We start from the raw sequence: 21,566 nt of genomic DNA, 5'->3' as shown, positions 1-21,566 counted from the left end.
GCGCATGTTCACCGGACTGAGCGCTTTTCCATTGACGCCGCTGTCCGGCGAAACTCCGGACGAGGCAGCGTTTACCGGCCTGATCGAACGGCTCGTGGCCGCGCGCGTGGATTCGATCGGCGTACTGGGCTCGACCGGCCACTATGCCTATTTAAAGCGCGAAACACGCGCTCGGATCGCCCGGCTGGCCTGCCAGCACAGCGGTGATATTCCAGTCATCGTCGGCATCGGCGCGCTGACCACCGCCGAAGTGCTCGCCTGTGCCGACGACGCCCAGCGCGCCGGCGCCACCGGACTGCTGCTGCCGGCCATGTCTTACCAGCCGCTTGGCGAAGCCGAGGTATTCGATCTGTTCGCAAGCGTCGATGCCGCGGTCTCGCTGCCGATCTGTGTTTACGACAACCCGACCACCACGCACTTTCAATTCAGCGACCAGCTATACCGCCGGATCGCGGCACTGCCGAACGTGGCCTCGATCAAGATTCCGGCGGTGCCCGGCTCGCCAGAGCAAGTACAAACACGCATCGCAGCGCTGCAATCCGAACTACCGGACGATGTCACCCTCGGCATCAGCGGTGACGGTTCAGCCGCGGCCGGGTTGAATGCAGGCTGCGCGGCCTGGTATTCGGTGCTCGGCGGCCTGTTCCCCGCGGCCGCGCTCGCGATCACGCAGGCCGCCCGGGCCGGCGATGCCGCCGCAGCGCGCCGCCTATCCGCCGACCTCGATCCGCTCTGGGCGCTGTATGCCCGCCATGGCGGCAGCCTGCGCGTCATCGCGACCGCTGCCGCAGTGCTCGGCCTCGTCAACCCGCCCTGCCTGCCCCGGCCGCTGCACAGCCTGGACGGCGCCAACCGGGCTGATGTCGCAGCGACCCTGGCCGCCCTCAACCTCTGCTGATGGAGTTCATCCCATGACCAGTTTCGCCACCGACGCCACCCGCGAGGTCAATTTCGACGGCCTGGTCGGCCCGACCCACAACTACAGCGGCTTGGCACACGGCAACATCGCCTCGGCCAGCCATCGCGGCCTGGTCTCCAACCCGCGCGAAGCTGCCCTACAGGGCCTGGCCAAGATGAAAGCCCTCCACGACGCCGGCTTTGCCCAAGGCGTGCTGCCGCCACAACCGCGCCCGGCCGTCGAACTGCTCGACCGGCTCGGCTTTGCCGGTACGCTGAGCGACCAGTTGGCAGCGGCCTGGGCCGCGGATCCGGCGATCGTGCGGGCGATTTCCTCGGCGGCCGCGATGTGGACGGCCAATGCCGCGACCATCACACCCTCGGCCGACGCGGTCGATGGGCGCGTGCATTTCACCGCGGCCAATCTGCAGTCGAGTTTCCATCGTGCGATCGAGGCCCCGACCACCGCTGCGGCGCTCAGCGCCATCTTTGCCGACGACTCATGTTTTGCGCACCACGAGGCACTGCCGGCTACGCCGGCTTTCTCCGACGAAGGCGCTGCCAACCATACCCGTCTCTGCGCGGCTTATGACGCGCCCGGCGTGCATCTGTTCGTCTATGGCCGCCACGGTCTGGATCGTGGCCGAGCAACACCCCCGGAATCCCGGCGCTTTACAGCCCGCCAAACACTAGAAGCCAGCCAGGCTGTGGCTCGCCAACACGGCCTGGCCGCCGAGCAATGTGTATTCGCGCGCCAGAGTCCGGAAGCTATCGATGCCGGCGTATTCCACAACGACGTGATCGCGGTCGGCAACGGCCCGGTGCTGCTCTATCACGAAGCAGCCTTCGCCGAGGAAGAAACCGTGCTCGCCGAGTTGCACGACAAGCTGCGGGCCCGGGGCACGCATCTGGTTCCGGTACGCGTAGCCCGCGAAGACGTCACGCTTGAAGATGCTGTGGCGACCTATCTGTTCAATTCGCAGCTACTGACCCGCCCCGACGGCTCGATGATCGTCATCGTGCCGGCCGAATGCCAGCGCAATCCAGCCGTGGCGGCCGAACTCGATCGCATCGTCGCCGATCACGCCAATCCGATCGCCGGCTATCGTGCCTACGACGTCAAACAGAGCATGGACAACGGCGGCGGTCCGGCCTGCCTGCGCCTGCGCGTGGTCCTGTCAGCCAACGAGCGCGCGGCCATGAATCCTGGCGTGCTGTTCGACGATCGCCTCCACGATCGGCTCGCGGCCTGGGTCGAACGCCACTATCGCGACCGGCTGGAAATCGAGGACCTGGCCGATCCAAGCCTGCTGGACGAGACCCGCAACGCGCTCGACGAGCTGACCGGCCTGCTCCGATTGGGGCCGATCTATGCTTTTCAGCAGATCGGTTAAACGCCATACACCGCGCCCGATATCCGCATCGGGCTGTCCAGCCGGTCACGGCTGACTCGTGAGGTGTTCAAAGCACCTCGGTCCAAGATCTGATGTATCTGATTTTAGCCACGAGTCGAGTTAGCTCCTGGTTTCGCACTGCTGTGCAAGTGCCTTCCGACTTGCTCTTGTCAAAACCAAACAAAAGGCACTCGACACGGCGCCGGCTGCGCCGGTCCACTCCGATGCTCCCGACGACAGGCTGGCCACACCACACCAGCGCGATGCGCCTGATACCCGTCGCCGCTGCGCATCTGCGTCGCCGTGTAACGGGACTCAATACAAGCCCCGCCTTTCACATCGCGGGCCCGCTCTGTATTGGGTCCCTTGGGCGCAGCGCCGAGCAGTAGAGGCCGCAAGCGATAAAGACGGCGGATGTCTGAGTCGTGCGTAGCACGGCGAGTTTCCGGCCGTCCGCTTGCGGCCGCGCAGGGCACCGATGCGCAAGCATCGGCGCCAGACAGGGTGCCTTTTGTTTTGGCTACTTTTATTTGGGCAAGCAAATAAAAGTGGCTCGCGCATCAGCGCGAAACAGCCCGGCGCGGCGGGCCCGTGGGTTATTCAAAGCACGTTGGCTTGGGATCTGGCCTATCTGATTTGAGCCACGAGGTGAGTTAGATCTCGGTTTCGCACTGCTGTGCGAGCCCCTTCTTTTGCTTGCCCAAAAGAAGGAGCCAAGAAAAAGGCACCCGACACGGCGCCGGCTGACGCCGGTGCACTCCGATGCTCGCGGCCACGGGATGCGGCCAGAACTCACGTCGCTTTGGCGGCCCTCAAACAGCTGGCCGCACCGGCGCTGTGCGCCGGACACCCGTCGCCGCTGCGCGTCTGCGTCGCCGTGTCACGGGACTCAATACAGGCACCCACTGCAACATCGCAGGCCCGCTCTGTATTGGGTCCCTTAGGCGCAGCGCCGAGCAGCGGAGGGCCAAAGCGATAAAGACGGCTGGATACTCAACCGTGCGGCGCCGGTAAGACATGACGGCTCAAGGCATCGGCTCACAAGGTTCGTCCTACATCAATTCCGGCTGTTTCAGCTTGGTCCCGTCATAGAACCGATCCAGCCGATACGGACTGGGATCCACGATCGGCTCGTCGCCGGCGGCCATGTCGGCGATCAGCCGACCGGCGCCGGGACCGATGCCAAAACCATGGCCGGAAAAACCCGAGGCCACCATGAAGCCAGGCAGCGAGGACACGGGCGAGATGATCGGGATCATGTCCGGGGTGGTATCGATCGCCCCGGCCCAGAGTTCGTCCATGGCCATATCGGCCAGCGCCGGATATTCACGCTGACAAGCCGCCAGGGTGTCGCGCGCCAGTCCGGCATCCGGCTTCGGATCGAGAATACGCTGTTTTTCAAACGGCGAGATGCCGTCGAGCGACCAGCTGCCTAGAGCTTCCGGCCCGGAAAAAAACGGCTTGCCGAGGCGATAGGTCAGCTTCTTCTTGAGCTTACGCTGATAGGCCGCGTAGAACTTGGTCGCATAGCGCATCCCCAGCGGGGCCAGATCGATTCGCCCGCGACCTGGTACGGCCAGGGTATAGCCGCCATCCAGGCGTCGACGCATAGCCACGGTCGGCGTCGTCAGACAGCCGGGGGTGACTTCGGGCGCCGCGGTAGTGGTGAAGGCCGTACCGATGACGTTGGTCACCGGTAGGCCGATGCCATGGCGTCGACACATCCGTCCGCTCCAGGCGCCGCCGGCGCCGATCACTTTGTCGGCCCGTACCCGACCGCGTTCGGTGACCACGCCGCGTACCTGGCCGTTGTCGATATCCAACCCACGTACCGCACAGTTCTGGAACACATGGCCGCCGAGCTTGACCAGGCCACGGGCGATTGCCGGGGCCGCCTTGGCCGGCTCGGCCCGCCCGTCATCCGGCGAAAACAGCCCGCCCAGCCAGTCGGTGGTCGTACCAGGCGACTTGGCCTGGGCTTCGTCACCATCGAGGATGTGGCTGATAAAGCCATGCTCGCGGGCACCGGCCTCCCAGGCCCGCCATTTGTCGATGTCTTCGGCGCGGGTGGTGGTATAGACGATGCCTTCGCGGCGGAAGCCGGTGTCCTCGCCGGTTTCGTCGCCCAGCTCGCCCCAGCGGCGCAGCGCATGCATGGCCATCGGTAGCTCGAACATGCTGCGGTTCTGCTGCCGGCACCAACCCCAGTTGCGGCCCGACTGTTCGCCAGCGATCACGCCTTTTTCGAACAGCGCCACCCGCGCGCCCTTGCGGGCCAGTTCGTAGGCACTGCAGACGCCGATAATGCCGCCGCCGATGACAGCCACATCGACATGCTCAGGAAGCTCGGGAGTATTGGGTACCGGATCGACCTGAATGGTCATGCGTTTGATCTCCTTACCGACGTTCGAGGGCGGTTTGTTGAAGGGATTAGAGCTGTCGCGCGGCATAACAGGAGGCAGCGACCGAGGCTCGGTCTTGGTTCGCCGGCTGTCCCGTTGTGCCGTCGAATGGCCGCATCTGGCGGGCCGAAAGATAGGCCTGGCGCGCCTAGAACTGGGCCGGCTGTGGCCGGGTATGCATGATCCACAGCACGCGGGCCGATTCGTCGGACTCGTTGGCGATGCCGTGGGCCTTGCGACTGTCGAACTGGAAGCTGTCGCCGAGTTCAAGGGCAGTGGTTTCGCCGGCCACGATCAGACTCAACCGGCCTTCGAGTACCAGCCCCGCCTTTTCGCCCTCGCCGATCATCACCTCGTGGGACCGGGTATGCGGCGGGATATTGATGACCATGAACTGCAGATCGTGTTCGCCGCTGGGCGAGAGCAGCTCCTTGCTCATGCCGTTGACGCCGACCTGGAAGAACGGCCGTTGATCGGCCCGCCGGACCCGTTCCTCAGTCGGCGAGGTTGGCCCGGCTGGCTCGCGATCCTCGAAAAAAGCAGTCAACGGGATACCGAGCACGGCGCGTAACCGCTCGAGGGTGCCGATCGACGGATTCGACAGGCCGCGCTCGATTTGGCTGATCATACCGGCCGATACACTCGAGGCCTCGGCCAGTGCAGCCACCGTTAATGCCTTATCCTTGCGCATCCGCCGCAGGCGACGACCAATACTAACCTCGGCCGAATCCTCGTTGTTCGCACCGGCGTTGGCTGCCGTTTCTTTCGATTCGTTCATGGGCGTCTCTTATCGTGATCAGGCGGCGTCGAAATCCATCAGAACGGTCTTGTAGCGCTGGCAGGCCTCGAAGGCTTGGCGGCCGAGATCCTTGCCGATGCCCGAGCCTTTGTAACCGCCGGTCGGCAGTGCCAGATCCCGGCTGCGCCCGTAGCGGTTGATCCAGACCGTACCGGCCTCGATGGCGCGCATGGCGCGCATGGCCTGACCGACGTCGCGGGTATGAATGCCTGCGGCCAGACCATAATGCGGATGGTCGGCCAGAGCGATCCCTTCGGCTTCGTCGGCAAAGGTCTGAACCGTAAGCACCGGGCCGAATACTTCCTCGCGGACCACCGCCATCTCATCATCCACGTTGGCCAGTACGGTCGGTCGATAAAAAGCCCCTCCCGGGCCTTCGTCGAAGAACTCGCCGCCGGCGACGATGTCTGCGCCATCGTCACGCGCCGATGCCACCAGACGGTCGATCTTGTCGGCCTGGGCCGGGCCGATCGCCGGACAATACTCGGTGGCCGCCGACCAGGTCGGGCCAGGTCGCAGCCCGGCGATGATCTCGACCACCCGCTCGACCAGCGGCTGGGCAATCGCCTCATGAGCAACCAGTCGGCTGCCCGAAATACAGGCCTGGCCGCCGTTGGCGGTAAACCCGCGCACGATGCACTGGGCAACATGCTCGAAATCCGGCACCTCGTCGAATACCAGCTGCGGACTCTTCCCGCCCAGCTCCAGCGTCACCGGTTTGACGCCGTGCCGACCGGCATCGGCCATGATTTGCTGGCCGGTCGCGCTGGAGCCGGTAAAGCTGATTTTGCCGATCCCCGGATGACGCACCAGCGCGGCACCGGTATCGGCCCCCGTGCCCTGAACTACGTTGAACACGCCCGCCGGAATGCCGGCCTCGACCGCCAGCTCGGCCAGGCGCAGGGTCGAAAACGGCGTCAGCTCGGAGGGCTTGAGCACCACGGCATTGCCGGCGGCCAGCGCTGGGCCACATTTCCAGGAGGCCATCGACAACGGGAAGTTCCAGGGCGTGATCGCCCCGATCACGCCGTACGGCTCGGCCGCTACGAAGCCGAGCGCATCGCTGCGCGTGGCGGCAACATCGCCGCCGGCCTTATCCGCATACTCGGCGAAAAAGCGGATCGCCTCCGCAGTGAACGGAATATCCTGAACCAGCGCCTGGCCGATCGGGCGAGTGGAACCGACACATTCCAGCAGCGCGAGCTGTTCATCGCTATCGATCAGCTCGGCCCAGCGGTACATGGCCCGGGCCCGTTCGCGCGGCGGGCGATGTGCCCAACCCGAACTCGCCAGCGCCCGCTCGGCCTCGGCCACCGCCGCATCCACGCCGGCCTGTCCTGCCTCCGGCACATGGCCATAGACCTGCCCATCCGATGGCCGGGCGACGGCCAATGCGGCTTCGTTGCCATGCACGTAGCGGCTACCGATGTAATGGCCGCTGGTCACGGCAACAGCCTCGGGATCGAAATCGCGGATTAGTACGGTCATGGCTTGGCCTTGGTGTGATTCATGCTTGGCAGCAGCACGGGCATCGAGGTAGCGCTGCAGCATTCAATATAATCAAAATATTGAATAAATGCTGCGCTTCTCGTCAATGGATCATTTGGCTTTATTCGTTCACCGCCGACAAGGCGAACCATAAAAAATAGCAAATACAGCAATATATGATTAGAAAATAAAAAGCGTACAGATTTGTTTGACAGGCTTAGACAAACCATGGTTCATTAAATTGAACTCTGTATCGTTAGCCGATTGCCGGTGCGATGCGGCGACATCGACCGTCACTACCCGAGGTATGTCATGGACACGGCCGTCAAACTGGACCGCACCGATATCGATATCCTGGCCACGCTGCAGGCCAACGGCCGGATGTCGAACGTCGATCTGTCGCGGGCGGTTCATCTGTCGCCGAGCCCCTGTTTGCAGCGTGTCAAACGGCTGCAGAGCGCGCGTTACATCACCGCGTACCAGGCCCGCATCGACCTGACCAAGATCGCCGATAGCGTGACCGTTTTCGCCGAAGTCACACTGGCCGAGCATCGCCGCGAGGATCATCGCCGCTTCGAAGCCGACCTGGCCGGCATTGATGGCCTGCTGGAGTGCCATATGGTCAGCGGCGGCTACGATTATCTGCTGCGCTTCGTCGCCCGCAGCATCGGTCACTACCAGCAGACCATGGAACGGCTGCTGGAGCGAAGCGATGTCGGCATCGATCGCTTCGACAGCTATATCGTGATCAAGTCGCCGATCGTGAAGGACCAGGTCCCGATCAAGACCCTGTTGGCCTCGTAAGACAACCGACATGATTCGTCTCGTCATGCGGCGTCTCCGACGGCCTCAACGATTTCTGCCAGCGCCCGCAGGGCTACAGCCAACACCGACTCGTCGATATCGAAATCCGGCTGATGATGCCCGGCCGGCCGGTCGGCGCCGAAGATCATATAAGCCGCTTCGCCACCCCGTTCGCGGACCCGCGCCATCAGGGCGGTGGCATCCTCCGAGCCACGAGGTCTGGCATCGTGATCGATGATCCGGTCGATGCCCGGCAGCCCGTGCAGGCGCTGCGCGATCTCGCCGACCCAGCCCGGGCTAGACGCACACTCCACCGCACGCCCGACACAACGCAGTTCGTAGCCGACGCCCTGCGCCTGGGCAGCCCCGGCGATCACCTGTTCGGCGCGCTCGCGCATATAGTCGTCGATCGCGGTGGTCGCGCCGCGGGTCTCGATCTCGAGCTCGGCACGATCGGCGATCACGTTGCGCCCGGTACCGGCGGTCATGCGCCCGACATTGAGCCGCGCCGGGCCGGCGCTGTGCGGCGCGATCGCATACAGACCGGTGACCGCCTGGGCCGCAGCCAGCAAGGCATTGCGTCCGGCCTCGGGCGCGCCGCCGGCATGCGCGGCCTGTCCGGTGAAGACCACGTCCAGCTTGTGGGTGGCCAGAAATCCGTCGCAGCCACAGAGCACGGTGCCACTGTCGCAGCCCAACCCCAGGTGCAACGCGATCAGCCGGTCGACATCGTCCACTACCCCGGCCGCTACCATCGCCGCGGCCCCACGCACGCCTTCTTCGGCCGGCTGAAAAACCAGCTTTACGCGGCCGTGCAAACTGCTCCGCTGGGCGACCAACACTTCGGCCAAGCCCAGCCCAATCGCAGTATGGCCATCGTGCCCACAGGCATGCATAGCGCCAGCATGACGCGAAACGAAGCCGTCGCTCTTCGGCCGATGCCTCGCAGCCTCGGACTCAGCCACTGGCAAGGCATCCATATCCACGCGTATCGCGAGCGTCGGCCCCGGGCGGCCCGAGTCGAGCGTGGCGACTACGCCGGTCAGACCATCGCCCAAGCGCGCCAGCCAGGCTTCGTCCGCGCCTTCACGCCGGGCACGTTCGCAGGCGGCCGCCAGGGTCCCGGCATCCGGCACCCCCATACGTGCCCCGGCATCGACCACCTCTGCTCCGACCGCGACCTGCCAGCCGAGCGCATCCAGCCGCTCTGCAACCAAGGCCGCGGTCCGGAACTCGGTCCAACCGACTTCCGGATGCGCATGCAGATCGCGCCGCCATTCGATCAGACGGGGCGCGAGCGCGGCGACGACCTTGGCCAGCGAATCACTCATCGCCGGCTAACCCAGCGCCTGGGTAGTGAGCAGAAACTGCTGGACGACCGGAGTATGCGGATGCGCCACCGGCGCGACTTCGCCGCGACTCATCTGGATGATGCGGTCCGCACAGGCCAGCCCGCGCTCGGCCAGCCAGGCTTCGTCGATCGCCTCGCCCAGGGTATCCAGGCGTACGAACTGGCCCTCGGCTTCGAACAGCAAGGCGTCGATCAACGCCTGAGCCTGTTCGACGGTTTCGGCGACCACCGGCCCAATCACCTCCCCCCGGCCGAACCGGCGGCGCATGCCAAAACCCACCACCCGCTCGTCGCGACGGCAGACCTTGACCGACTCAGCCGTGGTCAGCGCCATATCCAGTACCGCAGCCCGCCCGCTGCCGGCATCGGCCAGGCGTTCAATGCTCGGCCGATCGGCCGCAGTCATCGCCGCCAGCGCCGGGTCGGGTTCGCCCACGGCCTGCGCCAGGCCCTGATACTGAGCCACGCTGTTGCGCCGCACGAAACCGAATTTCTCGTACATCGGCGTGCCGGCGACGGTCGCCACCAGCAGCATGGGCAGCTCGCCGGCCAAAGCCATGGTGCGCGCCATCATGCGTTTGCCCAGCCCATGCCCGCGCCATTGTTCATCGATGACGATCAGACCGATCGTGGCCAGCGCGCCCTGCGGCATGCACAGGCCGGTGCCGATCAATCGATCATTATGTTCCAGGGCCACACCGCGGCCGACTTGCAGCAGCTGCTGCCAGTCCTCACGGCGATGCGGCCAGCCGAGCGCGGCCGACAGCCGCACGGCGCCCTCCAAATCGTCCATTCCGAGTTCACGCCAGCGATAGGCCGCGTCCAAGTCGTGGGCCGCCGATACGGAGTCCGAACCGCTCATTTCGCTTTCCCCGGAGTTGTACCAAAAACATGCGACAAGCCCGGATCTTCGCATCATATTGATGCACTCGCTACGCAATCCGGCCAAGAAAATGCATTTCGAAACATCACGCTGTTTCGATACTCCGGACAGCAGAAAATGCTGCAGCAGTCGAACAACTAAGCGCCAAATGCCGGCCCATGCCCCCTACCATTGAACTCAAGATTACACACTGCGTACCGGTCGACGCGTCATCGTCGGATACGCTGTCTTGCCCGAAAAGGACCGGATTATGAGCGACATCATGCGCCCCAAATACATCACCTTCGACTGCTACGGCACGCTCACCAATTTCCAGATGGGCACACTCGCTCGCGAGGCCTTCGCCGAGCAGATCCCCGATGCCAAGCGTATGGCGCAGTTCGTCCAAGATTTCAGTGCCTACCGGTTCGACGAGGTTTTGGGCGAGTGGAAGCCCTATGATCAAGTCATCCGAACGGCACTGGCTCGTACCTGTGCACGCTGGAACCTAACCTATGACGACACGGTCGGGCAGCGTTTTTATGCGGCCGTACCCACCTGGGGCCCGCATCCGGATGTCACCGCCGGGCTGTCGCGCATCGCCGACAAGATCCCGCTGGTGATCTATTCCAATGCCGCAGGAGACCAGATCATGGCCAATGTCGACAAGCTCGGCGTGCCCTTCGCCCATGTCTTCACGGCCGAACGCTTCAAGGTCTACAAGCCGCGCCTGGCGGCCTTCGAAGCCATGATCGACACCCTGGGCTGCGCCCCCGAGGAGCTGCTGCATGTGTCGTCGAGCTTTCGCTACGACCTGTTCAGTGCCTCGTTCATGGGCATTCGCGACAAGGCTTTCATCAACCGCGGCCATGAGCCGTATACGCCGGGCTACGGCGCGACCGAAGTCGCCGATACCCACGGCCTGGCCGAACTGGTCGGGCTGTAAGGACGGCCGGTCGCGATGCCCACTACCCCCTACTGGCTGGATACCGCGCCGCGCTTGACCCGCGGCGCGGAGGGCCCGGTCGCCGGACGCTACGACGTCGCCGTCGTCGGTGCCGGCCTGACCGGGCTGTCGAGCGCACTGCGCTTAGCGCGCAGTGGTGCCTCGGTACTAGTGCTCGACGCGGGCACCGTGGTCGGTGAAGCCTCGGGACGCAACGGCGGCCAGTGCAATACCGGCATGGCCCACGACTATGCGGCGGTCATCGAAGCGCATGGCCGCGACACAGCCGCCTGTTTCCATCACGCCTATGCCGCAGCCGTCACCGAGGTCGAGACACTGGTCGCCGACCACGGCATCGACTGCGACTTTCGCCGCTGCGGAAAACTCAAGCTGGCGGCCAAACCCGAGCATTACGACGGACTGGCCCGGGCGCATACGCTGATGAACCGCGAGTTCGAAGCCGGAACCGAACTACTCGATGCTCAACAGATTCGTCACGAGATCGGCGCCGAGGCTTTCCACGGCGGGCTGCTGATGCCGGACGCTGCCCAGCTGCATGTCGGGCGCTTCGGCGTCGGCCTGGCCGAGGCCGCCGCCCGCCACGGTGCGGCGATTCACGAACATACCGCGCTGACCGGACTGCAGCGTAACGCCCATGGCTTCGCGCTTCAGACCGCCAACGGTCGCGCCCAGGCCGACCAGGTAGTACTTGCCACCGGGGCCTCCCGGACCGGGCCGCTTGGCTGGTTCCGGCGCCGTATCGTCCCGGTCGGCAGTTTCATCGTGGTCACGGAGCCGCTGGCGGGGGCCACCCTCGACCGGCTGCTGCCCAGGCGGCGCAACTACGTCACCAGCCGCATCATCGGCAACTATTTCCGGGCCACCCCTGACGACCGGCTACTGTTCGGCGGCCGGGCGCGGTTTTCCATGAGTGGGGCAACAGCCGACCAGAAAGCCGGTGCCATTCTCCGGCGTGGCCTGTGCGAGACGTTTCCAGATCTGGCGGATACCGCTATCGATTATTGCTGGGGCGGGCTGGTCGATATGACCCAGGACCGCCTACCGCGAGCGGGTGAGGATCGCGGCCTGCACTACGCCATGGGCTACAGCGGCCACGGCGTTCAGATGTCGGTGCATATGGGCGGCGTGCTCGCCGAGCGCATCGCGACTGGCAACAGCCGCAACCCCTGGGCGCATCTGAGCTGGCCGGCGATTCCCGGGCATTTCGGCACACCGTGGTTTTTACCCGCGGTCGGCGCCTGGTATCGCATCAAGGACCGTCTTCGCTGAAGCCGGTATCACGTTTTGAGTAGTGAATGAGGGCAACGACATGACCGACGACCCATCGAACCCCGCCGCGAGCGGCATGACCGAAGATAGCCTGAAAAAAACGCTGACCGGCGGCACCAGCCGCCGCGAAGCCCTCAAAACCCTGGCCGCAGCCGGCTTCTTCGCGGCCGGCGGCTCCGGTCTGTTGCTCGGCCCAAGAGCACGAGCCGCCGACAACACGCCGAAGCACGGTGGCCAAATTCGGGTGGCCGTGTCGTCGAGCTCGACCAAGGACACCCTGGATCCGGCCAAGGGCGCAACCGCGATCGATTACTGTCGCGATTTCATGTTCTACAACGGCCTGACCGAATACGACGCCCATCTCGAGCCGCAGCCGGCCCTGGCCGAGTCCTTCGACAGCCCGGACGGGGGCAAAACCTGGGTATTCAAGCTGCGTCGCGGCGTGAAATTCCACAACGGCAAGACGCTGGCCCCCGAGGACGTAGTGTTCTCGATCATGCGCCAGAAAAAACCGGAAACCAGCTCCAAGATTAAGCCGCTGGTCGACCAGATCGACAACGTGACTGCCTCGGGCGATCACGAGGTTACGGTAAGCCTGACCACGCCGAACGTGGATTTTCCATCGATCACGGCGATTTCACATATGTTGATCGTGCCGGCCGGCACCACCGACTTCTCCGAGGGCATCGGCACCGGGCCATACCAATGTGCCGAGTTCAAGCCGGGGGTGCGCTCTATGGCCCACCGCAACCCCGACTACTGGAAGTCCGGCAAACCCTATCTGGATGCCATCGAAATGGTCGGTATCGGCGACAAGTCGTCGCGCATCAACGCCCTGATGTCGGGCGACGCGCAGATGATCAACGACGTCGATCCGCATGCCGCCGAGCGCATCAAGGGCGCGCCGAACACCAATCTGGCAGCGATCAATTCGGGCAACTATACCGACCTAATCATGCGCACGGATCTACAACCAGGGGCGCGGCCGGCCTTCGTCGAAGGCATGAAATATCTGCTCGACCGAGAGCGGATGAAAAACATCATCTATACCGGCTATGCGGAGATCGCCAACGACCAGCCGCTGCCGCCGACCAATCCTTACTATTTCGATGGCCTGCCCCAGCGCCAATACGACCCGGACCGGGCCAAGGCCCTGTTCAAGAAAGCCGGCGTGGCGGGCGCCAAACTGCAGGTGATCGCTTCGGAGGCCGCCAATGGCTCGGTTTCGATGGCCACCCTGCTGCAACAAGGCGCGGCCCAGGCCGGGCTTGATCTGCAGATCAAGCGCGCGCCCGCCGAGGGCTACTGGTCGAATAACTGGGCCAAGCAGCCGGTGACTTTCGGCAACATCAACCCGCGGCCGACTGCCAACATCCTGTTCAGCCAGTTCTTCACGTCCAGTGCGCCGTGGAACGAGTCGCAGTGGCACGATCCGAAGTTCGACCAGTTAGTGGTCGCCGCACGCCAGGAACCGGACCAGGCTAAACGCCGGCAGATGTATGCCGATATGCAGCAGCTGATCCACGAATCCAGTGGCATCGGCATCCCGCTGTTCATCACCGATCTGACCGGCTATAGCAATAAACTCGGCGGCATGGACGACCAGATCCCGCTCGGCGCCATGCTGGGCCATCGCTTTGCCGAACGCGTGTGGTGGAAAGGATGAGCGAGCCCGCGCGCCACAACGAGGAGCGGCTGAGCGATGCATAGCCCCGCGCTTCGTCTGATCGGGCGGCAGCTCGGCTCGGCGCTGGTGACGCTGTTTCTGGTCTCGTTGATCATCTTCGCGATCACGGCGTTACTGCCCGGCGATACCGCCAAGCTGGTACTCGGCCAGTTCGCTACCCCAGACCAGGTTGCTGCCCTGCGCGCCAAGCTCGGGCTCGATCAACCGGCACCGCTGCGCTATCTGCAATGGCTGGGTGGGCTGGTGACCGGCGACTTCGGTGTCTCGGCGAGCAACGACATGCCGGTTGCGACCCTGATCGCCCAGCGGCTGCCGGCCTCGCTGTTGCTGGCCGGCGTAACCACGCTAGTCTCGGTGCCGCTGGCGCTAGGCATCGGCATGATCTCGGCCATGTACCGCGGGCGGCTGGCCGATGGCGCGCTCAACGTCGTTACCCTGGCCATGGTCGCGGTGCCGGATTTTCTGATCGCGATCCTGCTGATCCTGTTTTTCGCGGTCCAGCTCGGCTGGCTGCCGGCGCTATCGTATATTTCCAATATCCACGGCATCGGCGATTTCTTCCGTGTCTATGCCATGCCGGTGGCCACCCTGTGTACGGTGCTGATCGCCCAGATGGCGCGCATGACGCGTATCGCCCTGATCAACGAACTCGACAGCCCCTATATCGAAATGGCCCGGCTCAAGGGCGTGGGCCCGGTGCGCTGCGTGCTGGTGCATGCCCTGCCCAACGCCGTCGGCCCGATCGCCAACGCGATCGCCCTAAGCCTGGCCTATCTGATCGGCGGCATCGTGATCGTGGAAACGATCTTCAACTATCCAGGGCTGGCCAGCCTGATGGTCGATGCCGTGTCCAATCAGGACCTGCCCCTGGTCCAGGCCTGCGCGATGCTGTTCTGTGCGTTCTATCTGCTACTGATTCTGCTGGCCGAACTGGCGGCTTTGCTGGCCAACCCGAAGCTGAGGACCCGATGAGCGCATCTGATGTTTGTTCTAGCGACCCCCGCGAGCCGGCGGCCGCCCCGTCCGGTTCATCGCGCCTGGCGCGTCTGGCGAGCGCCCCGGCCAAGCTCTGGGTCGGGCTTGGGCTATTCGGCTTCTGGATTTTCATCGCGATCTTCGGCACCTGGCTGGCGCCACACGGCATGGGCGACATGGTGTCCAGCCAGGTGTTCGCCGGCCCCAGCGAAGCACTCTGGCTGGGTAGCGACCACCTCGGCCGCGATGTCTTGAGCCGCATGTTGATCGCCACCCGCTACACGGTCGCCATGGCCCTGGCGGCCGCGGTGCTGTCCTCGGCAATCGGCGCCGCCTTCGGCCTGATCGCTGCGCTGGTACCGCGCCTCGTCGATACCGGCATCAGCCAGATCATGGATGCACTGATCTCGATCCCCAGCAAGATGATGGCGCTGCTGATCGTGGCGGTGTTCGGCTCGTCGATTCCACTGCTGATCGTGGCCGCGGTGGCGACTTATGCGCCCGGGGCCTATCGCATCGCTCGCAGTCTGGCGATGAACCAGGCCGCGATGGAGTATGTAGCGATTGCCCGTTGCCGCGGCGAAGGCCGGCTGCATATCGCGATCGTCGAGCTGTTGCCGAATATCTTCGGCCCGGTGCTCACGGACATGGGCATGCGGTTCGTGTTCATCGTGCTGCTGCTCAGTGCCATGAGCTTTCTGGGGCTGGGCATCCAGCCGCCGATGGCCGATCTCGGCTCAATGGTGCGCGAGAACATCAGCGGGCTGAACCAAGGCGCGCTGGCAGTGATTGCCCCGGCGATCGGCATCGGCACGCTGACCGTCGGTGCCAATCTTCTTATCGATGCAATCTCGAGCAGACGTGATGGCTGATCCAACGACCCGTACTCACTTCGGCGAGCCGCTGTCGGTCGCCGGGCTGTGCGTCAAAGCACGGCCGGAGCCGAGCGCTCCGGAAATTCCGATCGTCGAGGATGTGTCTTTTTCACTGGCCGCCGGCGAGGTGCTTGCACTGATCGGCGAAACCGGCTCTGGCAAGAGCACCATCGCGCTGTCGTTGATGGGCCATGCCCGACGCGGCTGCCGGATCGCGGGCGGGAACATCACCCTCGGCGAGACCTCGATCCTCGATGCCACCCCCAGCGCCCTGCAACGCCTGCGCGGTGATCGCATCGTCTATATCGCACAGAGCGCGACCGCCGCTTTCAATCCGGCCAAAACCCTCATGGCGCAGGTCATCGAAGGCGTGGTCGTACACGGGCTGCTGTCGCGTCGCGACGCCCGCGACAAGGCCCGCGCCCTGTTTGCCGAACTGGCCCTGCCGGAGCCCGAGACGATCGGCGAGCGCTACCCGCACGAAGTCTCGGGCGGCCAGCTGCAGCGGGCCATGGCCGCGATGGCGCTGATCAGCGATCCCGCGCTGATCATTCTCGACGAGCCGACCACTGCGCTGGATGTAACCACCCAAATCGAAGTTCTGCAGACCTTCAAGCGAGTGGTCCGCGAACGCGGCGCCACCGCGGTGTATGTCTCCCACGATCTGGCGGTCGTGGCCCAAGTGGCCGACCAGGTGCTGGTACTCAACGCCGGTCGGGCCCGCGAGCTGGCGCCGACACAACGCATCATCGAAGCGCCGGTCGATAGCTATACCCAGCGCCTGTTGCAAGCCGCCCGCCCGGCGACTATCGAGCGCGATACACTGCCTGCGGAGGGCGACGAACTGCTACGCGTCGACAATCTATGCGTCGGCTACGGTCGTACCGATCGCAACGGGCGCCCCGAGCACGCTGTGCTCGACGATTTGTCCCTGCGGATCGATACCGGCGGCGCGCTCGGCGTGATCGGCGAATCCGGCTCCGGCAAATCCACGCTCGCACATGCCATCGCCGGCCTGGTGCCAGCCCATCACGGCGGCGTGTCCTTTCAACGCCGCGAACTGCCTTTTGCCCTGGCCCAACGCAACCGGCATCAGTTTCGCGATATCCAAATGGTATTCCAGAGCGCCGATAATGCGCTCAACGGCGCGCATAGCGTGCAGCGGATTCTGAGCCGGCCCCTACAGCGCTACTTCGATTATTCACGCGCCCAACGCGAAGCTCGGGTACGCGAACTGCTGGATCTGGTACGGCTGCCGAGCCGGGTCTTGTCGTCGCGGCCGGGGGCACTCTCCGGCGGCCAGAAACAACGCGTCAATCTGGCTCGGGCGTTGGCCGCCGAGCCCAGCTTGATCATCTGCGACGAGGTCACCTCGGCACTGGATACCGTGGTCGGCGAGGCCATTCTCAATTTACTCAACGAGCTGCGGCGCGAGCTCGGGGTCGCCTACCTGTTCATTAGCCACGATATCTCGACCGTTCGCCGGGTCTGCGACGATCTGATGGTGCTACGCCGCGGCGTGCCGGTCGAATACGGCCCCTGTGGCGCTATGATCGATGCACCACAGCACGCCTATACCCGCCAGCTCATCAACTCGATCCCACAGCTGCGCACCGACTGGCTGGACGAGCAAAACATGCCGGCTTAGGGCGTGTTGAGGTTTCGTGCGAGTCCGCACAAAGCACTGTTATGCCGCACCGCGGGCATCGCGCGCGCGGTGCAGTCACCTCTGTACAAATGTGCGGCAACGCGGGCTTGCCGTCATGTTGTTAATTGATGGGCCCCTGTCCAGCCGGTTTGGGCCGCCCATCGCGCCTGCTGCGTTCCGAGTCTGGGCCGTATCAGAACCACGATGCGGCGATTCGCAGGGCACAATAGAGGGCGGCCAACGCGGCGCTCTCACGACCCTTCAACGGGTCCCAAGACAACAACATGTCGTGCCCTGCGAGCGTCAGCGCAGTGCGGCCGTGATCAGGAACCCCGACCACGTACCGGCGGTGCCCTCGAGCGAGGCAGATGATAATCGCAGGCAGGCACGTTCGGATCGTCAAGGCCGCTCACAGGCGACAGCGCTATCGATCCCTGTACGACGTTGAATATCGCACCCATCGCTCGGCAGACATGTCCTGTCATGTCCGCCCCACCGCCGCGAGATCTCGCCCATGCATATCGCCTATAAATCCGAAGCCTCCCGCGGCCGGCGCTGGCAGGCGCTATGTGCCGAACAGGCCCCCGAGCGCACGTTTTATCTGTGGCCGCTCGAAACCCCAGCCCCGGACATCCATTATCTGATCGCCTGGCAGCCACCAGCCGATGTCTATGCTCATTTTCCGAACCTAAAGGTGCTGTTCTCGGTGGGCGCCGGCGTCGATCAGCTGGCCCTCGATGCGCTACCAGGCGAGTTGCCGGTCGTACGTATGATCGACCCCGGCCTAACCCAGGGCATGGTGGAATACGTCACCTGCGGCGTGCTCGCCCTGCAGCGCGATCTGCCGGCCTATCTCGCGCAACAGCGCGAACACCGCTGGCAGCCGCGCCCACAACAGCCCGCTGGCACCACCCGAGTCGGCATCATGGGGCTCGGTGAACTGGGCCAGGCCGCACTCGCCCAGCTCCAACAACTCGGCTTTGCCTGCCAGGCCTGGACACGTTCGCCACGCTCGCTGGCCGGCGTGAAGGTCTATCGCGGGGCCGACGAACTGGCCGAGTTTCTGGCGAGCACGGATATCCTGGTCTGCCTGCTGCCGCTGACCGAACAGACCCGGGGCATTCTGAACACGGCCCTGTTCCGGCAGCTGCCGGAACAGGCCGGGCTGGTGCACGTTGGCCGCGGCGCACAGTTGGTCGGCCCGGATCTATTGGCCGCGCTGGACGATCATCGTCTCAAGGCGGCGATCGTGGACGTGGTCGACCCGGAGCCGCTGCCCGACACCGATCCGCTTTGGGCCCATCCGCAGCTGTGGCTGACCCCGCATATCGCCAGTGCCACCCAGGCCGATACTGCGTTTCAGGCCATCCTCGACAATATTCGACGCTACGAACATAGCCAGCCGATGCACGGCCTCATCGATCGCGAGCGCGGTTATTAGGTAGTGATACTCATTGGCCCGCGAATCGCGACGCCGTACCGTCTCACCGAAAAGGATGATTGACATATACGCCGTCCAAAAGGCGGCTGCCTTAAGGAGCGGTCCATGTCGCAATACCCCCGGATTCACGCCCAATCCCAAACCCTGCCGGGCAGCGAAGCCGATCTAGTGCCGGCCGCCAAGATGATTCGCGATGGCTATCGCGGCGCTGGCAAGCTGGAAGACAAGATCGCACTGATCACCGGCGGCGACTCCGGCATCGGCCGCTCGGTAGCGATCCATTTCGCCCGCGAAGGCGCCGACGTGGCGATCGTCTATCTCAGCGAAACCGCCGATGCGCAACACACCCGGCGTCTGGTCGAGGCCGAGGGCCGGCGCTGCCATCTGATCGAAGGCGATCTGTCGGATGCCGACTTCTGCCGGGCCTGCGTGGCCGAGACGGTCGACACGCTCGGCGGACTAAACTGTCTGGTCAACAATGCTGGCACCCAGTGGGTGCAAGAAGATCTGGCCGAGCTGCCGGATGCCCAGTGGCGCGATACCTTCGAAACCAATATCCATAGCCAGTTCTATCTGGCCAAGGCCGCCCTGCCCCATCTCGGCGCCGGCGACACGATCATCAACAATGCCTCGGTCAACGCCTATATTGGCCCGGACTTTCTGGTCGACTACAGCGCGACCAAGGGCGCGATCGTATCGTTCACCCGCAGCCTGTCGAACCAGATCGTCGGCCGCGGCATTCGGGTCAACGCCGTCGCCCCGGGCCCGGTCTGGACGCCGCTGCAGCCGGCCACCCTCGGTGCCCACGATCCTGCGTGGCTGGAAGGTTTCGGCGAAGACACGCCGATGGGCCGGCCCGGCCAGCCGAGCGAACTCGGCCCGGTGTTCGTCTTCCTGGCCAGCCTGGATTCGTCGTTCATCAGCGGCCAGACGATTCATCCCAACGGCGGCATGGTCGTCAACGGCTAAGCGGGCCATACTGCGCGGCAACGATACCGACACGGAGCCGACCATGGCCGCTACCGCACGCTGGACCGACCGCGCCACCCATCGCCACTGGTTGGCCGCGGAAGGCCTGGACCTGCTCGAGTTCTATCGTGCTGCGCGGCTGCCCGACGGCGGTTTCGGCCCGCTCGACGTCAACGGCCGGCTCGCTTCGCCGGTCGCCGATACACTGATCACCGCACGCATGACCCATGCCTATGCCCTGGCTGCGATCCAAGGCGTACCCGGCGCGGCATTGCTGGCCGAACACGGCATCGAAGGGCTGCGCAGCCTGCTGCATGACGACGAACACGGCGGCTGGTTCGCAACCGCACCGCATGACGGCTTCGACGACAGCAAGCAGTGCTATATCCATGTCTTCGTCGCCCTCGGTGCCGCCAGCGCGCTGCAAGCCGATATCTATGGCGCCAGCATGCTTCTAGAAGACGCACTCGAGGTGTTGGAAACCCGCTTCTGGGCCGCCGACGAACAGGCCTACGTGGAATCGTTCGACCGGCACTGGGGCGAACCGGCCGACTATCGGGGCGCCAACGCCAATATGCACGCCACCGAGCTGTGTCTGGAGCTGGCCGATGTGCTGGACGACAACGGCTGGCGCCGGCGTGCCCTGGCGATCGCCGAACGGCTGATCCATCGCCATGCCCGGGACAACGGCTACCGCGTGGTCGAACATTTCGACAGTGCCTGGCAGATTTTAGCCGACTACAACGCCGATGCGCCGCACGACGGATTCAAACCCTACGGCGTCACCCCCGGGCACGGCTGTGAATGGGCCCGCCTGCTGCTGCATCTAGAAGCCGGCCTACACTCGGCTGGCGACGAGGCGCCGGCCTGGCTGCTCGACGACGCGATTGCCCTGTTCGATACCGCCATGGACGAAGGCTGGGAAGCCGATGGCCGCCCTGGGCTGGTCTATACCGTCGACTGGCACGGCCATACCGCCTCGGATCGGCGCCGCCACTGGCCACATGCCGAGGCCAGCGCGGCCGCAGCGGCGCTGGCCCAGCGAACCGGCGAGGCCCGCTTCGAGATCTGGTATCGCCATCTCTGGGATTTCATCCGCGAGGTCTATATCGACGACGAACGCGGCAGCTGGTTTCAGGAACTCGACGGCCAACTCGGCCCGGAGGCCCACGAAGGCCACCTCAAGGCCGATCTGTATCACGCCTACCAGGCCACGCTGCTGCCGCGACTGCCACTTGCCCCGACTCTGCCAGTCGCCGTAGAACGACTCTGATCGTCTTCTCCGACGCCGGCGATTATCGAACACGGTCCTGTAGCTGAGCGCGCTTTGGGCGAGGCCGACCGGCCCTCGCGCCTGTATTGCTGGCGGGCTGAAGGGCTACGTCTGTATAGCGAGGCCACACGCTGATCGATCGCGACCGCGCTGCAACAAGCCCCGCCCGACGCCCAGGCGGCAATAGCCCGCGCCGGGCGCGGCCGGCAAGACGGCCGATGCGACGCGGCATGCGCCGAATCGCGCCGAAAGCCATGGCGCCTGCGCAGCAGGGCTGGCCGTGCGGCATCAGACCTCGATGGCGATCGAAGCGGCTCGCATCTCGGCCCACGACATAGGCAGGATATGCCAGGTCATCGGCGGCATGATCAAACCGGGTTTATCATCGACCATACAACGACCTTGGCCCGGCCCCACGGGCCACGCCAAGGCCCCGCGCCCGATCCATACCGGGGCCGTTGACGC

At 64.7% G+C, this 21,566-nt stretch carries 17 protein-coding genes; 12 read left to right on the top strand and 5 right to left on the bottom strand.

Annotation, left to right across the window (positions count from 1 at the left end; genetic code table 11):
• Positions 1 to 4 precede the first annotated feature (4 nt).
• Positions 5 to 898 carry a dihydrodipicolinate synthase family protein gene (locus V5738_RS01980; RefSeq protein ID WP_423822727.1) on the top strand — a complete coding sequence of 298 codons (894 nt, stop codon included), beginning with the start codon at positions 5 to 7 and terminating at the stop codon, positions 896 to 898.
• A 13-nt stretch (positions 899 to 911) separates the two neighbouring features.
• Positions 912 to 2,291, top strand: coding sequence for an N-succinylarginine dihydrolase (astB, locus tag V5738_RS01975; protein WP_423822726.1), 1,380 nt, complete (start codon positions 912 to 914; stop codon positions 2,289 to 2,291).
• Between the two features lie 1,052 nt (positions 2,292 to 3,343).
• Here astB and V5738_RS01970 read toward each other — a convergent pair.
• The 3 genes from V5738_RS01970 to V5738_RS01960 all read right to left on the bottom strand — a co-directional run bounded on the left by V5738_RS01970 (position 3,344) and on the right by V5738_RS01960 (position 6,980).
• Positions 3,344 to 4,675 (bottom strand): NAD(P)/FAD-dependent oxidoreductase, encoded by a 1,332-nt coding sequence (locus tag V5738_RS01970; protein WP_423824225.1) that lies wholly within the window; start codon positions 4,673 to 4,675, stop codon positions 3,344 to 3,346.
• A 166-nt stretch (positions 4,676 to 4,841) separates the two neighbouring features.
• A complete protein-coding gene (locus V5738_RS01965) occupies positions 4,842 to 5,471 on the bottom strand; it encodes a cupin domain-containing protein (protein ID WP_423822725.1) in 630 nt (209 codons plus the stop codon).
• A gap of 18 nt (positions 5,472 to 5,489) precedes the next feature.
• On the bottom strand, positions 5,490 to 6,980 hold the full coding sequence (locus V5738_RS01960; RefSeq protein WP_423822724.1) for an aldehyde dehydrogenase family protein: 1,491 nt from the start codon (positions 6,978 to 6,980) through the stop codon (positions 5,490 to 5,492).
• 312 nt (positions 6,981 to 7,292) lie between these two features.
• On the opposite strand from V5738_RS01960, the gene V5738_RS01955 reads away from it, so the two are divergent.
• Entirely contained in the window at positions 7,293 to 7,784 is a 492-nt protein-coding gene (locus V5738_RS01955; protein ID WP_423822723.1) for an Lrp/AsnC family transcriptional regulator, read from the top strand.
• A 23-nt stretch (positions 7,785 to 7,807) separates the two neighbouring features.
• Here V5738_RS01955 and V5738_RS01950 read toward each other — a convergent pair whose 3' ends face one another.
• Together V5738_RS01950 and V5738_RS01945 are read right to left on the bottom strand one after the other, a co-directional pair.
• The gene (locus V5738_RS01950; protein WP_423822722.1) at positions 7,808 to 9,115 is read right to left on the bottom strand and encodes an amidohydrolase; all 1,308 of its coding nucleotides are present in this window, start codon (positions 9,113 to 9,115) and stop codon (positions 7,808 to 7,810) included.
• Positions 9,116 to 9,121: 6 nt separating this feature from the next.
• Positions 9,122 to 9,997, bottom strand: a complete 876-nt coding sequence (locus V5738_RS01945; RefSeq protein WP_423822721.1) for a GNAT family N-acetyltransferase — start codon at positions 9,995 to 9,997, stop codon at positions 9,122 to 9,124.
• A gap of 271 nt (positions 9,998 to 10,268) precedes the next feature.
• On the opposite strand from V5738_RS01945, the gene V5738_RS01940 reads away from it, so the two are divergent.
• The 9 genes from V5738_RS01940 to V5738_RS01900 all read left to right on the top strand — a co-directional run bounded on the left by V5738_RS01940 (position 10,269) and on the right by V5738_RS01900 (position 21,101).
• Complete coding sequence (locus V5738_RS01940) at positions 10,269 to 10,943, top strand: haloacid dehalogenase type II (RefSeq protein WP_423822720.1); 675 nt, start codon at positions 10,269 to 10,271, stop codon at positions 10,941 to 10,943.
• Between the two features lie 15 nt (positions 10,944 to 10,958).
• Positions 10,959 to 12,233, top strand: coding sequence for an NAD(P)/FAD-dependent oxidoreductase (locus tag V5738_RS01935; protein ID WP_423822719.1), 1,275 nt, complete (start codon positions 10,959 to 10,961; stop codon positions 12,231 to 12,233).
• Positions 12,234 to 12,273: 40 nt separating this feature from the next.
• Positions 12,274 to 13,899, top strand: coding sequence for an ABC transporter substrate-binding protein (locus tag V5738_RS01930; protein WP_423822718.1), 1,626 nt, complete (start codon positions 12,274 to 12,276; stop codon positions 13,897 to 13,899).
• A 36-nt stretch (positions 13,900 to 13,935) separates the two neighbouring features.
• Positions 13,936 to 14,892 carry an ABC transporter permease gene (locus V5738_RS01925; protein WP_423822717.1) on the top strand — a complete coding sequence of 319 codons (957 nt, stop codon included), beginning with the start codon at positions 13,936 to 13,938 and terminating at the stop codon, positions 14,890 to 14,892.
• The gene (locus V5738_RS01920; RefSeq protein WP_423822716.1) at positions 14,889 to 15,767 is read left to right on the top strand and encodes an ABC transporter permease; all 879 of its coding nucleotides are present in this window, start codon (positions 14,889 to 14,891) and stop codon (positions 15,765 to 15,767) included. The genes V5738_RS01925 and V5738_RS01920 overlap by 4 nt, the downstream gene beginning before the upstream one ends.
• Complete coding sequence (locus V5738_RS01915; RefSeq protein WP_423822715.1) at positions 15,760 to 17,418, top strand: ABC transporter ATP-binding protein; 1,659 nt, start codon at positions 15,760 to 15,762, stop codon at positions 17,416 to 17,418. The genes V5738_RS01920 and V5738_RS01915 overlap by 8 nt, the downstream gene beginning before the upstream one ends.
• 514 nt (positions 17,419 to 17,932) lie before the next feature.
• A complete protein-coding gene (locus tag V5738_RS01910; protein ID WP_423822714.1) occupies positions 17,933 to 18,859 on the top strand; it encodes a 2-hydroxyacid dehydrogenase in 927 nt (308 codons plus the stop codon).
• A 105-nt stretch (positions 18,860 to 18,964) separates the two neighbouring features.
• Positions 18,965 to 19,828: an SDR family oxidoreductase gene (locus V5738_RS01905; protein ID WP_423822713.1), complete on the top strand. Its 864-nt coding sequence runs from the start codon at positions 18,965 to 18,967 to the stop codon at positions 19,826 to 19,828.
• Between the two features lie 43 nt (positions 19,829 to 19,871).
• The gene (locus V5738_RS01900; protein ID WP_423822712.1) at positions 19,872 to 21,101 is read left to right on the top strand and encodes an AGE family epimerase/isomerase; all 1,230 of its coding nucleotides are present in this window, start codon (positions 19,872 to 19,874) and stop codon (positions 21,099 to 21,101) included.
• Positions 21,102 to 21,566: the final 465 nt, after the last annotated feature.

Origin of the sequence: Salinisphaera sp. SPP-AMP-43, assembly GCF_049568105.1 — a bacterium.
In the GTDB taxonomy this organism is placed as follows: domain Bacteria; phylum Pseudomonadota; class Gammaproteobacteria; order Nevskiales; family Salinisphaeraceae; genus Salinisphaera.
The sequence above is the reverse complement of the archived record's forward strand: the minus strand, read 5'-3'. Positions and strand labels throughout refer to the sequence as shown.